The following is a 15,242-nucleotide window of genomic DNA, read 5'->3' on the forward strand; positions in this document are numbered from 1 at the left end:
AGACAGGAGTGTAGAGAGTTAGTATGGCAACAATTCAATCTATTGTAGCTCGTGAAATAATGGACTCACGAGGTAACCCAACTATCGAAGTTGATGTTCACTTAACCGACGGTCATTGGGGGCGGGCAGCTGCGCCTAGTGGCGCCTCGACAGGGTCACGCGAGGCGCTTGAGCTACGTGACGGAGATAAAGCTCGCTACTTGGGGAAAGGTGTGTTGCGTGCTGTGGCAAATGTTAACGAACACATTGCGCCCAAGCTGGTAGGTATTGATGCTACCAAGCAACAGCACGTTGATCAGCTGATGCTTGACCTTGATGGAACCGAAAACAAAGAAAACCTAGGTGCCAACGCAATTCTCGCCGTATCGCTAGCCACCGCGAAGGCTGCAGCCTCAAGTGTGGGGCTACCGCTCTATGCACATATTGCCAAGCTAAATGGCAGCGCCGGCCGCTACAGTATGCCGTTACCGATGATGAATATTTTGAATGGTGGCGAGCACGCTGACAATAACGTCGATATTCAAGAGTTTATGATCCAGCCAGTTGGAGCCGATAGCTTCAGTGAAGGCCTACGGGTCGGTGCGGAAATCTTCCATGCACTGAAAAAAGTTTTACAAGAGCGCGGCTTAAGCACAGCTGTTGGCGATGAAGGTGGCTTTGCCCCCAATTTAAGTTCCAACGAAGAAGCTCTAGCTGTCATTGTTGAAGCGGTAGAAAAAGCAGGCTACCGCATGGGCGATGATGTAACGCTAGCGCTTGATTGTGCCGCATCAGAATTTTACCGCGATGGTCTGTATCATTTGAGTGGCGAAGGTAAGTCATTTACCGCCGCTGAATTTGCAGAATACCTCGCTGGCTTGTGTGAGCGTTATCCTATTATCTCAATTGAAGATGGTTTAGATGAAAGTGATTGGGATGGCTGGAAAACGTTAACCGAACGGCTTGGCGACAAAGTTCAGTTGGTTGGTGATGATTTATTCGTTACCAACACTAAAATACTGCAACGTGGTATTGACCAGTCTATTGGTAATTCAATTTTGATTAAGTTCAACCAAATTGGTAGCTTAACTGAAACCTTAGCAGCCATCCGAATGGCGAACGATGCAGGTTTCACAGCAGTAATTTCGCATCGTTCAGGTGAGACGGAAGACGCAACCATTGCCGATTTAGCCGTGGGCACAGCTGCTGGCCAAATTAAAACAGGGTCGCTTTGCCGCTCAGATCGTGTCGCTAAGTACAATCAGTTATTGCGTATCGAGCAAGAGCTTGATGGGCAAGCTGCCTACAATGGTCGAGGGGAAGTTCGCGCAGCGAACTAATCTCAAGTGAGGTTACGGTGAGCGAACAGCGCGATATTTTCGAAGTTATTGAACGACAGCCGGGCTACGACCCGGCTGCTTTTCCTGAGCTTTGTACCGCGCTTTATGAACGTGAGTTAGCCGTTCTTGCCAACCTTAATGTGCAGTCGGCGGCTGGTTTACAGCGCCGTCTGAAAAGCCTTAGCTACTATATTCAAAAAGCAGCGCGAGCCATGATACTTAGTTCGTGCCCATGCGAACTAGACGTGCAAAATGCAAGTTGGCAAACACCGCAAAAGCGTCAGTTAAAAGCAGCTGCAAACCGTGCCACAAAAGTCGAAAAGTGGCTAACTTCAACTACGCCTCAACTTGGTACTACAGTACCGATTTTAAATCTCGCTCCGCGGCTACAGCAGGTTCGTTTAGACTCTATTGATAGTATCGATAAACAAAGTAAACGGGTTCACTGTAATGAATCAGGTTGGTTTACCTTTACCGGCGAAAGCAGTCTCGCAGAGGGTGATCACTTATACCTAGCAAAGCCTGAAACGGCATTGTTAAAAGCTGCCGTTAGCGGCCATCAATGGTCTCACAAAGGCCGTATTGACCCACGTACTTTATCTTTACGTGAGCTTCTACTGGCGACGGCAATCGACTGGTAAGTTTATTGTCACTGGCTAAAAAGTACCATTAGCCCTGCACCGATCACAATGCTTAAGGTAAGTTTGCGAAATACCTTTTCCGGTAACAAGTGACTGACACTGTGACCGGTAAAAGCCCCCGCTATTGCACCTATCAATAGGGCGACGAAAGTAGGTATGTTGGCGTACGAATAGCTGCCTTGCAGCGCAAATGAACTAACATTAGTCAGCCCCAAAACGAGAAAGAAGAGCGCTAAGGTGGCACGAAACTCACTTCGATTTAAACGACTAGCAGTTAAGAATAAAACGACGGGCGGGCCGCCGAGTGTTAGCGCACCGTTGGCAAAGCCCGATAGTAACCCCGTGGTGCTTTGTTGTAGGGGCGTTGCAGCAAGCCTAAACTGCAGGCCAAACCAAAAAATTAAACCGGCACTGATCACAAACAGTGCCATACCTTGTTGCAGTATTTGAATCGGTAAGTAGATAAGTGCAGTGTTGCCAATCAAACTACCAAGTATGCCGGTAATGAGCAGGCTGCGCCACTTGTACCACGTGAAGTGATGCCTTAGCAGCCAACATAAATATACCGCCATCGCTACGTTGATGACCGATAGTAGTGGCGTGAGTTGGGGCAGGGGTAATAACAAACTCAAAAAAGGTACGGCAACTAATCCGGAACCGAACCCAGTAATTCCTTGTAAAGAAGCTCCCGCAAACATGATCAATGCGATAAGGTAGTATTCCATGTTAGCCTTGAATAACTTGGTTCATAACAAAAGAAAGGTATACTTAGGACATCATACCATGCGAGTGAAACGATGCGCCTGCTAAAACTTTTCTTGTTCGTGCTATTGATGGCGCTGCAATACCGACTTTGGTTCGGCAAGAACAGCTTACCTGAATATTGGCATCTACAAGAGGATGTCGCGCGACAAGAACAAACAAACCAAAAGTTACGGCAACGTAATCAAGTGCTTATCGCAGATATTGAAGATCTGCGAGAGGGCGAGGTTGCGCTCGAAGAGCGCGCTCGAAATGAGCTTGGCTTGATTAAACAAGACGAAACTTTTTTCCGCCTTATTCCCGTGAAAACAAAAACTTATGACGACGATTAAACAGGTTGCCGCAGTTCTTCCTGCTGCCGGTGTCGGTCGGCGGATGCAGTCTGAAATACCTAAACAATATCTACAACTGGGTGATGCCACGGTTCTGCAATGGACCGTTCGCGCACTGAATCAAGACCCTAGAGTTACCAAAATATATATCGCCACGAGTGCTGCGGATCCCTATTTTAGTACGCTGCATTTCGATTCGCGGTGCACCATTCAGCGTGTCGATGGCGGGGCAACTAGAGCTGCTTCAGTCGCTGCTGGAGTACGCGCAGCTGCCACAGATGGTTTCCAATGGGTTGCGGTTCATGATGCCGCTAGACCCTGTTTAGGCGCTGCCGAACTCAGCTCCGTGCTAGATGCTGCACTCAGTGATAGTGTCGGCGCGTTACTCGCTTTACCCGTAGCTGATACACTCAAGCACGCCGATGGGCAGCAACGGTGTGACAAAAGCATCGCTCGAGAGTATTTGTGGCAAGCGCAAACGCCGCAAGTCTTTCGAACGGCTGAATTGCTTCGTGGTTGGCTGAAATTCGGCACTGAGCATCATGAATTTACCGACGAAGCCTCAGTGCTAGAGGCTTTGGGACAACGTCCAAAATTGGTTATAGGGCGCCGCAGCAATTTTAAAATAACGCAGCCGGGCGATGAGGAAATTGCTCGGTTATTGTTAGTAAACAAGGAGTAACTATGCGGATTGGCCACGGCTATGATGTGCATAAATTTGGTAGTGATAAGCCGCTACTTTTAGGTGGTATTGAGGTACCTTACGAGCAAGGTTTGATCGCGCACTCTGATGGCGATGTTGTATTGCACGCTATTACAGATGCCGTGCTAGGGGCTTTAGCCCTAGGCGATATTGGTCATCACTTCCCCGATACTGACGCGAACTATGCTGGCGCAAACAGTAGTGAGTTATTAGCGCACATAATTACGCTTGCGAAACAGCGCCAGTGGGTGTTGGGAAACCTTGATGTCACTATCGTAGCGCAAGCACCACGGTTGGCAGAGTCGATAAACGCGATGAAGCAACATATTGCGGATCTATTCAATAGTGTGCCAGACAATGTCAATGTGAAAGCCACAACCACTGAAAAACTTGGTTTTGTTGGTCGCAAAGAAGGCATTGCTTGCCACGCAGTTGTTTTACTAAAGGCGCACCAGTAATGACCACAGATGTTATAGCTAAACTTCACTATTGGCACGACACACCAACGGTGACCGGGCGTTTCCGACAGTGTCATGAAGATTTTAAAGTTACTGAACAGCTGGAAGTAGCAGCAGATGAACCGGGTGAGCATCAATGGTTATGGGTTTATAAAAAAGGTGCGAATACGACCTTTGTTGCCCGCCAACTTGCCGAGTTTGCCGGCGTTTCAGAACGCGAGGTCAGTTATGCCGGGCTCAAGGACAGACACGCGGAAACCTGGCAATGGTTCTCGGTGCAACTACCAGGACAAGATCTTCTCGATTGGAGCCAACTTGAACACCCTGAATTTCGCGTTGAGCGCGCGGTGAAGCAAGCTAAGAAATTGAAACTGGGTTACCATCAAGGTAACCACTTTGTCTTGCGTCTGCGTGATGTATCTAATGTGGATGAACTGAAAAAACGTTGGGACAAGGCCGTTGCAGAAGGCGTTCCCAATTATTTTGGCGAGCAACGCTTTGGCCACTTAGGACAAAATCTTACAAAAGCCAGAGCTTGGTTAACAGGTGAACTAAGTCGCAAGCAAACGCGCAAATGGAGCCGTCAGCAGTTTGGAATGTTGCTGTCAGCTGCGCGCAGTTACTTGTTCAATAAAGTCGTTAGTGCACGGTTAGAAGCTGGTAAAGTTACCCCCGAACAAGGCGACTTCATGATCCTTGATGGCAGCCGGTCATTTTTCCAAATTAAAGAGCTGGACGAAGAAATTTTGCGACGCTGGCAAGAGGGGGATATTCTGCTTTCAGCACCCATGGCAGGAAGCTGGCGTGGCGAGTGGCATGAACACTTAAGTGAGTTTGAGCATCAAGTTTTAGAGCCGGAAGCGGACCTAGTTGCCGGGCTCAAACAACAACGTGTCGATTTAGCAAGGCGAGCGCTATTGATTAAACCTACTGCAGCCGAGTTTAAACAACTTGATGAAAGCAGTGTAGAATTGCGATTTACGCTCGTTAAAGGCAGTTTTGCAACGAGTTTGTTGCGTGAGCTCATGGTTGCGATGGCCTCCGAACACTATAATTGAAAGGGTTTTCCGTTATGATGAAGTTATTAGTTAGCAATGATGACGGCGTTCATGCGCCAGGCATTGCAGCCTTACATAAAGCCTTAAACGAAATTGCGCAGGTTCGGGTGATTGCACCCGATCGTAATTGCAGTGGCGCAAGTAACTCGCTGACTCTCCATAATCCTTTAAGGGTACAAGAGCTGCCAAATGGATTTTTTTCGCTGAATGGAACACCGACGGATTGTGTGCACTTAGGCACGAACTCGCCTTTGGCTGACGATGTCGATCTTGTTGTTTCAGGGATTAACGATGGGCCAAATATGGGCGACGATGTGCTCTACTCTGGTACTGTTGCAGCTGCGATGGAGGGCCGTTATATGGGGCTGCCAGCCATCGCCGTTTCTATGGGGTCGCGTAGTGATGATTACTATGATGTTGCAGCGAGAGTCATCGCCGATGTGGTCAATAAAATGGCAGATAGCCCATTACGATTAGACACTATTCTCAATATCAATGTTCCTGCGCTACCGTACGAAGACTTGAAAGGTATTAAGGTGACACGGTTAGGCCGTCGCCACCGTGCTGAAACGATGGTTGAATCGGCCGATCCATTCGGTCGTAAAATTTATTGGTACGGCCCCATTGGAGGTCATCAAGATGACGGGGCAGACACAGACTTTACGGCGGTTCGTGAGGGGTATGTGTCGATTACGCCGATTAGTTTGGATATGACGGCAAGGCGTCATCAGGATACGCTAACGAATTGGTTAAACGAAAAATAAGAAAACAAAAACCATGATACAAAACTTTCAGGGAATGGCGAAACGCTTGGTCGCTCTTTTGCGCGACCAAGGCATTACTAATGAGGCCGTATTGTCGGTGATTGCGGCAACACCCAGACACCGTTTTATGCCGGAGTCTTTAGCGCATAAAGCCTATGAAAACACGGCTTTGCCTATTGGTAAGGGGCAAACTATTTCACAACCCCTGATGGTTGCCTCAATGACTCAATTGTTGATGCAGCATCAGTGCCACTCGGTGCTAGAAATAGGCACTGGAAGTGGATACCAAACAGCGATCTTAGCGCAACTGGTTGACCGAGTGCATTCCGTCGAACGTATTGCAGAATTGCAATACCAGGCGAAACGACGCCTAAAAAATTTAGACTTACACAATATCAGTATGCGTCACGGTGATGGCTGGCAAGGATGGCAATCGAAAGCACCGTTTGATGGTATTATCGTGACTGCCGCGGCAAGTGATATCCCACATGCGCTAATGCAGCAATTGGCAGACGGTGGTGTCATGATCATTCCCGTAGGTTCAGTAACGCAACGCTTAGTTGTGATACGTCGTTTTGGCGATGATTACGAGCATAAGCAACTTGGTGATGTGAAATTTGTTCCTTTGGTTCCGGGAAGCCTTGCATGAAAATTTTTAGTTCGTTATACGATCATGTTTTGCAGTGGTCACAGCATCGTAAAGCACCGTTTCTACTCGCAGTTGTGAGTTTCTTTGAATCCATTATTTTTCCGATACCAACCGATGTAATGCTGGCGCCTATGGCGATGACGCAACCTAAGCGTGCATGGACCTTTGCGCTGATCACTACCGTGGCTTCGGTACTAGGTGGAATAGCGGGTTATTGGCTAGGCTATTTCGCCTTTGAGCCTTTTGTGTTGCCGTTAATTGAATGGGCCGGTTACCAAGACAAGCTTGCAACGATAACCCAATGGTTTCAAGACTACGGCTTTTGGATCATCTTTCTTGCAGGCTTTTCGCCGTTACCGTATAAATTATTTACGGTAACCGGTGGAATGTTGCAAGTGATGTTCATTCCTTTTGTACTTGGTTCACTTATAAGTCGCGGTTTGCGTTACTTTTTAGTCGCATGGTTACTGCGCACGGGCGGCCCAACGATGGCTGTAAAACTTCGAACTTACGTCGACCGAATAGGTTGGACATTAGTTATCCTTGCGGTAATTGTCTATGTATGGACACGTTATTAGGATTATCTGGATAGGCCTATTGGCGGTCACTTTGGTTGCTTGCGCGCAGCGTGAAGTACCTGCCCCTGTAACTCGTGTTTATCAAGGCCCGAGTATTCATGACTTTGAGCCTAACTCATTAGCTGGTGACACCTATCAAGTAGCGCCAGGAGATACGCTCTACTCGATAGCGTTTCGTGCCAATGTAGATGTTCGTAACTTGGCTGCATACAACAACCTGAGCAAACCCTATACGATTTACCCCGGGCAAAAACTTCGATTAAACCGCGAATCAAAACCATCATCTTCGTCTGCTTCAGCACGAAACCCAACACAAGTCGTTGATTCCGGCGAAGAGACAGGGTATGTTGAGGTTAAAAGTAAAGAAAAGGTTACGAGCTCACAAAAGCCTGTAGAAAGTAAGCCAGCACCGATCGCGAGCTCACCAGTACGAATGCCACAAAAAGCAGAGCGATTTCCAGCGAGTAATGAATTGGAATGGCAATGGCCGGCGACAGGTGAAGTGATACGTAACTTTTCGACCGCAGCCTCGGGTAATAAAGGTCTCGACTTTGCCGGTTCGAAGGGAGCTCCAGTTTACGCTGCTGAAGCTGGTAAAGTGGTTTACGCCGGAGGCGCGTTAAAAGGCTATGGGAACTTAATTATTCTCAAGCACAACGATGATTATATAACTGCGTACGCTCACAATGATGAACTTTTAGTTAGTGAACAAGAGTGGGTCAGCGCAGGAGATAAAATTGCGGCAATGGGGAATTCAGACGCGGATCGGGTTAAGTTGCATTTTGAGATCCGATTTCGAGGTAAGTCTGTTAATCCGCGGCATTATTTACCACGGGGGTCACAATGAGTCAGCGTAACGACATCGACGAAGTTGATGAACAGGCGGTTGCTCCAGAAGCAGAAAAACCGGTCGCATCCGACACAAGTTCGGATGATTCAGACTTCGAAGAAAGTGTTTCCAACCGAGCGAACTACCAAAAGAAAATGGACGCCACTCAAATGTATTTGAGTGAAATTGGCTTTTCTCCTCTTTTAACTGCTGAGGAAGAAGTTTATTTTTCTCGAAAAGCTCTGAAAGGTGATCAAGCAGCTCGTGCGCGAATGATCGAGAGTAATTTGCGGCTAGTGGTGAAAATTGCGCGGCGCTATACCAACCGAGGGTTACCGTTACTGGACTTAGTCGAGGAGGGAAATTTAGGCCTGATTCGAGCAGTAGAGAAATTCGATCCGGAGCGAGGTTTTCGCTTTTCGACCTATGCGACCTGGTGGATTCGCCAAACCATTGAACGTGCAATAATGAATCAGACACGCACGATTCGGTTACCCATTCACGTAGTTAAAGAACTTAACAGCTATCTTCGAGCCTCTCGAGAGCTCGCTCATAAACTCGATCACGAGCCTACCGCTGAAGATATTGCCGCGCAGCTAGACGTGTCAGTCAGTGATGTTAGCCGCATGTTGCGACTTAATGAACGTATTGCCTCGGTAGATACCCCGCTAGGAGGCGATAACGATAAATCACTCGTTGATCTGCTTACGGATGAGTCTGATCATGGCCCAGAAGGCGAAATGCAAGATGACGACTTAAAAGAACATATTGTAGATTGGTTAGCGAGCTTGAATGCCAAGCAGCGTGAAGTATTAGCGCGGCGTTTTGGCTTGATGGGTTACGAACCAGCAACACTTGAAGACGTTGGTCGAGAGATTGGTTTAACACGTGAACGCGTTCGACAGATCCAAGTCGAAGCACTGCGTCGCTTGCGTGATATGTTACGCCAGCAAGGCTTGAGTTTGGACGCACTATTTCAAGCTGAATAATAGCGTCGGCGATTCAGTAGTGCCCCTATTTAACTATGAAGTGCTGTATGGTTGAACCTGTGACCTCTGCCTCCGGAGGGTAGTCACCGTTAATGTGGTAAATTGATAATGCCAGGCGTGGTAAGGGCTTAAACGGTGTTGCTGTTTTCGATTTCTAAAAATTATTCGCACTTTTGAGGCCATTTAACGACAAAATTGGTCACAGAACACTACTCCTAAAACCGACAATTTTTGACCTTTGCCTCAGAACAAAAAATCTCAATCATCGACCTAAAACCTGTGAGTTTTGAGGTGGAAAAAATTCTATGTTTATCCGTATGCACACTGACGTTTATGCCACACCGAGAATAATCGAATATCTAAATGTTGGGATGTTGTTTTAATCATGATGCAGTGGAGTTGCTTTATGTTAACTTACATGGACGTTGCCTAATGAAACTAGCGATTCGAAGCCTTATAGCCTTCAGTATTTTGGTCACTCCTTTCACATTACATGCGCAGGCTTCTCAGGAAATTTGTTGGACCACATATACAGAGGTATCGAGGCCGAACGGAACACTCCCAGATGGCACGCCAAGGTACGAAACTGTTCTTGTTGCAGGACAAGCATGTTATGACATGGCAAATCTTGATGGCGGATGGCCGGGTATAGGCGGCGACCAGGATTATCAGCTCGGTGGTGGTGGCGGTTCGGGGGCAGGTGCAGGTGATACGCCATCTTCAGAAAACCAAGATGAACGTGACGAACAATGTACGGCGGGAAATCCTATCGTAGTCGCGACGGGAGAGAAAACGCAGCATGAAGTTGACTTTGCAAATCCGGTGAATAGCTTGCTTTCAATCGAAAGAGGTTATCGTAGCTTCCGTGATGCCACATCTTTATTTGGAGCTGCATGGCGAAGTAACTTTGATTATGGTGTTACTGTGATTAATCACCCAGACTTCGATGAAATAGTCCTTCAGCGCGGTATCAATGGTTCACTCAGTTTGGTGCGCGCTACAACGGACGATGGCGATACCGTGTTCGTGAAAATGGGGACGCAACGAATCGAGCGATTGATTGAAAGCCCTGCAGGCTGGACCTATTTTGCGGCTAATGGACAAGTTGAGAACTACGACGCCAATGGATTAATTCTTTCGATCGACAATGTAACCACGAATGAGACGATCGTATTTGTCTATGAAACGATAGGTGGTGTGCAGCGTTTGACACGAGTGAATGGTAACAAAGGTGGTTCACTCAAGTTTCAATATGTGGGCGGTCGGATCAATTCCATCACTGACAACAATGGTGGCGTCTACTTCTACAGCTACAGTTATACCTATGATGGCTACGTGCTCAGCGGAGTTAATTTCCCGGGAAATGATAGCAAGACCTATCATTACGGCAGTGGACGTCTGCTTACGGGCATTTCCATGAACGGCACGCGCTTTGCGACGTGGGCCTATGATAGTCAGGGACGCGCGGTCTCAAGCTCACATGGCAATGGTGTTGATCAAGTTCTTTTGGATTACTCCAGCGTTGCGGCTGGATACGTAACTGAAACGAATCCCAAAGGTAAACAAACTAAGTTTTGGTTATCCAGCGATGACCCCACTAAAATTGGTGAAGTTGAAGGGCTTGCCTCATCGAACTGTATCGCCACAAGCAGTCTTTACACATTTGATGACAACGGGTATACCGCTTCCACAACCGATCCGGCTGGAAATACAACAACGTTTGAGCGGGATTTTGTTGGTAATATCCTTACCGAGGTGCGTGCGGCGGGGCAGGCGCAGGAGAAGACGATAACCACGCAGTGGCATGCATTTTACAATAAGCCAACGGTAATAACCGAAGAGACATTACGGCGTAATTTCTCCTACAATAATTCGGGTCAATTAGTGCAAGAGCAATGGGTAGATTTAGCGACCCAACAGACCCGCACGACAACTTATTCATATACCCGCAACAATGATGGACAATTAATTAAGATAAGCGTTAACGGGCCTCAGCCGGGCAGCGCGGATACTATTGACTATCACTATGATAATTTAGGTCGGTTATATCAGGTGAATAATGGGCTTTTCGTCATAGCACAATATTCTAACTTTGATGGAATGGGGCAACCCACCTTGATGGTAGACCCAAATGGTATTCAGATTTCGATGAGCTATGATGCCCGAGGTCGTTTGAGTCAGCTGACTAAGCATTATCCTTCAGGCGATGTCTCAACCTCGTACACTTATGCAGTTGATGGGCAACTCAAAGAAGTTTTCTCTCCCACAGGGTTGGCGTCCATTTTAACTTATGACGCTGCTCGGCGTCATGTGAGCACAACGTTGCAAAAAGGCTCGGGAATGCCTGTAAAGCAGCGCTTCAGTTATGACACTGCAAGTAACCTGACAGCGACGCGGTACAGCCATATTGAACGGAGGATCATCCAAAACAACAACTGCACTCCGAGTCCCTGTCGCATCGACGACACGGTGGGCGACACCCAGTATGAAGAAGTTGAAATCAATAACTTCATTCACACGCAACAGTACGATGAGTTGAACCGTCCCCTTTCAGCACAAACAGGCGCACTGCGGTTAAGCTTTGCATACGATGCGCGCGGTAATGTGATAGCGAAGACAGATGGACAGAACCAAACGACTTTGTATGAGTATGATGCGCACAACCGTCTCATCAAAGAAACGGCACCGGATGGCAGCACCGTAGAGTTTAGCTACAACGCAAATGGTCATTTGACCGAAGTGACCGATGCAAAAGGCAATATCACTAGCTACACCGTGAACGCCTTTGGTGATGTGCTTTCGCGTACAAGTCCCGACACCGGCACTACAACGTACGGCTATAATGCAGCGGGACAGTTAACACTAGTGAGCCGTGCGAACGGGACAAGTACCACACTCAGTTACGATGGTATCGGGCGTGTGACGCAACGCAGCTCTGGCGATGTCAACGAAACATTCAGCTACGATAATTGTAGCTATGGCGTGGGTAAGCTGTGTCATACCACCGACCGCGCGGGCTCAACAGATTATGACTATACCGCAGCAGGTCAACTGGCGAGCGTAACGCGAAGCATCTTGGGTGCGAGCTACACCACACAGTGGGTATACGATGAAGAAGGACGTGTGGTTGAAATCAGCTATCCATCGGGTATCTTGGTGGACTACGAATATGACGGTATGGTTGTGAAACAAGGGCGCCCGTCAGCGGTCTATGTGACGATAAACGGCGTCCGTGAGCCGGTCATGACGATGCTCAATCATGAAGCCTTTGGACCGTTGCGTTACGGCACCTATGGTAATGACCTGAGCGCGTTTCGGCAGTATACGAGCGGTTATGAGTTAAAATCCTCTTATGTGGGCGGTGGTTGGGCGCCATTGACCACTGAATATCAGAATTTTTACTTTCAAGCGCCGTACATCTCGCAAGCTAAGTTGGCGTATAACAGCGCTGGCAACATCGTCAGCATTGAAGATGTGTTAGGCTCAGAGCTCGATAGTTTTACCTACGATAATCGTTCGCGCTTGACGCAGCGTAAGCGTAATGGCAACTCGCTAGAAGTCTATAATTACGATGCAAATGGCAATCGCACACGATTTAACAATGAGTACTACAGAGTCGATGCCGACAGCAACCAATTGACGGGGCACCGTGTCGGTGCCAGTGGTAGCTTTGCATCGATATGGAGTTATGACAGTGCAGGTAATCAGCTGCAAAAAGAGACCCACACATGGACCTATGGCGGCGACAATCGTGTACGCCGGCTGACCCGCTCGTCAGGGTTTTACTACGAAAACTGGTATGACACTAACGGGCAACGGGTCGCCAAGAGCTCAACGACGACCGACTGGCACTTTTTGTATGGCCAAAGCGGCGAACTGCTGAGCGAAACCAAGAACGGGCCACATGTTAAAAGCTATATTTGGCTTGAAGGCGAGCTGGTTGCGCTTATTTATAATGATGAACTTTATTTTGTCCACAACGACCACTTAGGTCGCCCATACAAGGTAACCGATGATGCGAAAGCGGTGGTTTGGGAGGCCGATTTGCAAAGCTTTGACCGCAGTGTTGTGAGCTCTAGCATTGGTGCCTTGAATATCGGCTTCCCAGGTCAGTACTGGGACAGCGAGAGCGGCACTTGGCAGAACTGGCATCGTGATTACGACCCAAGCACGGGGCGCTATATTCAGTCGGATCCGATTGGGTTATATGGTGGCTTAAACACTTATGCCTACGTCGATAGCAATCCTTTGCTTTACAGCGACCCAGACGGTCTATCTCGTAAAAAAATGGTTGGCGTTGTCTGTTTGGGGATGTCAGTTGGAGCGTTTGCTTTTGATGCCGCAGGAGTGCGAACTGCTGCCATGAACGCTTATGAAAACAATCCTTATGCTCGTGGGGTTGCAATGTTGGGTCAAGCTGTTGACGAACTCGGTTCAGCAGCAAATAGCTGTAACAACCTCGAAAGAAAAGTGGAATTACAGTTAAAGCAGAGCGAAATGAGGGATTTGTATCAGAAGATGAGTGTCGCTCACGCTGATTGGGCGAAGGCTAATAATTTTGACGCTGCATCTGGCACTCTAGGAGTTATGCTGGTTGTTGCGGTCGGGACATGTGGAAGCTTGCTAAGATGAAAAATCCATTGTCGCTATTTGGTACGTTTGTCGTGAGTGTGACCTTTTTTCTCGTTGCTTCACACTTTCTTTTGAAATATGCGGATGGCGCGCGGTTTTGGCTGCAACAAGAAATGGCGCCGGTAACTGCAGAAAGCGATACAATTTTGCAGGAAATGCTTGGGACACACTACATAGTTACTTCGGCTTCTAAACTCCATTTTTCGTCCAGTCCATATTATTTCACACCGTTTGATGCAGTTTATACCTGGCGAATAATGACCGAAACTACGAGTTATCAAGCTTGCGCGCCGAGGTCGAGTTCATGTGTTCCCTTGGTGGTTTTTGATCCATTCACAAATGGTGCCGCAGGGTTTGAGTTTTCGGCTGAAATGATGAAACAAGGCTACCCGAATGGAAATGTGTACTATTGTATTGATGGTGAACTGGCGATTGGCGCTGAAGCTATAAAGAAAGTTGAATTTAGTAATCGGCAGGTAACGATGTTTACGTTCTTAACACCCCGTGGACACTATATGGTTCTCGGCTTGCCCGAAAAACAATTGGAAAAGTGGAGAGGACGCTGTTCATAGCACTTAAATACACAGGAACTAAGTTTTGCTCGAAGGCGAGTTGGTTACGCTTGTTTACGCAGGAGGTTTTCAGTGGTCATGGGTGTTATAAGTGCGGGAGCTGGTGGATTTCAATTGGGAGCGCTAGGTTACTGTAATGTAACCTGCGCAATGAAATAATGAGTTTAATCATACGTGTTCTTGGAATTGCTGTTGGTCTGGTTATGCTTCTGATGGGAGGCTGGCTTATTTATAAGCCAGTTTTCGGTAATATGCTTGAAAGCCTCAATGCAGTCGTTTTTATTTTACTGGGCTTTTTATTTATTACGGTATTACCGGAAGAGGTAATTTATTTCGAAAGTAATACGGGTAACTATAAACCGGTGGTAGTGGATGCTTAATTGCGACAGAGTTATCGATAATAAGCTGGGGGGCTAAGTATGAAAATCGCGATTGTTGCCATCCTAGTGGCTGTTGTATCCGTTATTGGGTTCCCATATATCTATCGATTACTTGACCTGTATACGGCAGATCACGAGAAGTTTCTGCCAATTGCTCAAGCCAACCTCACTGAAGATTTATATAAACTTGATTTTTCACCCCCGCGCTCGGGGTATTTCGAAGTCGGATTGCTATCCAATGATGGGGTTTCGGTCGAAAATTTGCAGGCGCTATCGATGACTGGTCATTTAAAAATAGAGCGTGGTCTAGATGTATTATGGGAGATGGATATAGATAAACCTCTTCATTTTCGGTCTCCTAATCATCCTGAAATAGTTAACAAGGCAATTCTATTTCAGTTTCCCGTTAACACGCTGATCAATAGTACACCGTTAAAGATAAGCTATCAGCCTGAAAGTGACGAACCTAACTCAAAGTTTCCTATAATTTATGTTTCGATTAGCGCAGCGTACTAAGACAAGAGGGTGCGCTACAGGCCAGTAAAAATGGCGCACCCGACAGGAGTCGAACCTGTG

At 47.4% G+C, this 15,242-nt stretch carries 16 protein-coding genes; 15 read left to right on the top strand and 1 reads right to left on the bottom strand.

What is annotated here, in order from left to right:
* Nucleotides 1-23 precede the first annotated feature (23 nt).
* On the top strand, nt 24-1,319 hold the full coding sequence (gene eno / locus PSI9734_RS02145; protein WP_173919462.1) for a phosphopyruvate hydratase: 1,296 nt from the start codon (nt 24-26) through the stop codon (nt 1,317-1,319).
* 17 nt (nt 1,320-1,336) lie between these two features.
* A complete protein-coding gene (locus PSI9734_RS02150; protein ID WP_173919463.1) occupies nt 1,337-1,960 on the top strand; it encodes a hypothetical protein in 624 nt (207 codons plus the stop codon).
* Between the two features lie 8 nt (nt 1,961-1,968).
* Here the strand turns inward: PSI9734_RS02150 and PSI9734_RS02155 are convergent, their stop codons facing one another.
* Nucleotides 1,969-2,685, bottom strand: a complete 717-nt coding sequence (locus PSI9734_RS02155; protein ID WP_173919464.1) for a sulfite exporter TauE/SafE family protein — start codon at nt 2,683-2,685, stop codon at nt 1,969-1,971.
* 72 nt (nt 2,686-2,757) lie between these two features.
* Between PSI9734_RS02155 and ftsB the strand changes: the two genes are divergently transcribed.
* The 13 genes from ftsB to PSI9734_RS02220 all read left to right on the top strand — a co-directional run bounded on the left by ftsB (nt 2,758) and on the right by PSI9734_RS02220 (nt 15,182).
* Complete coding sequence (gene ftsB / locus PSI9734_RS02160) at nt 2,758-3,054, top strand: cell division protein FtsB (RefSeq protein WP_173919465.1); 297 nt, start codon at nt 2,758-2,760, stop codon at nt 3,052-3,054.
* Nucleotides 3,041-3,736 (top strand): 2-C-methyl-D-erythritol 4-phosphate cytidylyltransferase, encoded by a 696-nt coding sequence (ispD, locus tag PSI9734_RS02165; RefSeq protein ID WP_173919466.1) that lies wholly within the window; start codon nt 3,041-3,043, stop codon nt 3,734-3,736. Before ftsB ends, ispD begins: the two co-directional genes overlap by 14 nt.
* 2 nt (nt 3,737-3,738) lie before the next feature.
* Entirely contained in the window at nt 3,739-4,215 is a 477-nt protein-coding gene (gene ispF, locus PSI9734_RS02170; protein WP_173919467.1) for a 2-C-methyl-D-erythritol 2,4-cyclodiphosphate synthase, read from the top strand.
* Nucleotides 4,215-5,273, top strand: a complete 1,059-nt coding sequence (gene truD, locus PSI9734_RS02175) for a tRNA pseudouridine(13) synthase TruD (RefSeq protein ID WP_173919468.1) — start codon at nt 4,215-4,217, stop codon at nt 5,271-5,273. Before ispF ends, truD begins: the two co-directional genes overlap by 1 nt.
* Nucleotides 5,274-5,287: 14 nt before the next feature.
* The gene (surE, locus tag PSI9734_RS02180) at nt 5,288-6,037 is read left to right on the top strand and encodes a 5'/3'-nucleotidase SurE (RefSeq protein WP_173919469.1); all 750 of its coding nucleotides are present in this window, start codon (nt 5,288-5,290) and stop codon (nt 6,035-6,037) included.
* Between the two features lie 13 nt (nt 6,038-6,050).
* The gene (locus tag PSI9734_RS02185) at nt 6,051-6,686 is read left to right on the top strand and encodes a protein-L-isoaspartate(D-aspartate) O-methyltransferase (RefSeq protein WP_173919470.1); all 636 of its coding nucleotides are present in this window, start codon (nt 6,051-6,053) and stop codon (nt 6,684-6,686) included.
* Nucleotides 6,683-7,264 (top strand): YqaA family protein, encoded by a 582-nt coding sequence (locus PSI9734_RS02190; protein ID WP_173919471.1) that lies wholly within the window; start codon nt 6,683-6,685, stop codon nt 7,262-7,264. Before PSI9734_RS02185 ends, PSI9734_RS02190 begins: the two co-directional genes overlap by 4 nt.
* Nucleotides 7,245-8,111 carry a peptidoglycan DD-metalloendopeptidase family protein gene (locus PSI9734_RS02195; protein ID WP_173919472.1) on the top strand — a complete coding sequence of 289 codons (867 nt, stop codon included), beginning with the start codon at nt 7,245-7,247 and terminating at the stop codon, nt 8,109-8,111. Before PSI9734_RS02190 ends, PSI9734_RS02195 begins: the two co-directional genes overlap by 20 nt.
* Nucleotides 8,108-9,082 (top strand): RNA polymerase sigma factor RpoS, encoded by a 975-nt coding sequence (rpoS, locus tag PSI9734_RS02200; protein WP_173919473.1) that lies wholly within the window; start codon nt 8,108-8,110, stop codon nt 9,080-9,082. Before PSI9734_RS02195 ends, rpoS begins: the two co-directional genes overlap by 4 nt.
* Nucleotides 9,083-9,700: 618 nt before the next feature.
* Entirely contained in the window at nt 9,701-13,714 is a 4,014-nt protein-coding gene (locus tag PSI9734_RS02205; protein ID WP_173919474.1) for an RHS repeat-associated core domain-containing protein, read from the top strand.
* Nucleotides 13,711-14,286: a hypothetical protein gene (locus PSI9734_RS02210; RefSeq protein ID WP_173919475.1), complete on the top strand. Its 576-nt coding sequence runs from the start codon at nt 13,711-13,713 to the stop codon at nt 14,284-14,286. Before PSI9734_RS02205 ends, PSI9734_RS02210 begins: the two co-directional genes overlap by 4 nt.
* A gap of 158 nt (nt 14,287-14,444) precedes the next feature.
* Nucleotides 14,445-14,666: a hypothetical protein gene (locus PSI9734_RS02215; protein ID WP_173919476.1), complete on the top strand. Its 222-nt coding sequence runs from the start codon at nt 14,445-14,447 to the stop codon at nt 14,664-14,666.
* Nucleotides 14,667-14,705: 39 nt separating this feature from the next.
* On the top strand, nt 14,706-15,182 hold the full coding sequence (locus PSI9734_RS02220) for a hypothetical protein (RefSeq protein ID WP_173919477.1): 477 nt from the start codon (nt 14,706-14,708) through the stop codon (nt 15,180-15,182).
* Nucleotides 15,183-15,242 lie beyond the last annotated feature (60 nt).

The sequence above is a fragment of the Pseudidiomarina piscicola genome (genome assembly GCF_902806985.1).
GTDB lineage: Bacteria > Pseudomonadota > Gammaproteobacteria > Enterobacterales > Alteromonadaceae > Pseudidiomarina > Pseudidiomarina piscicola.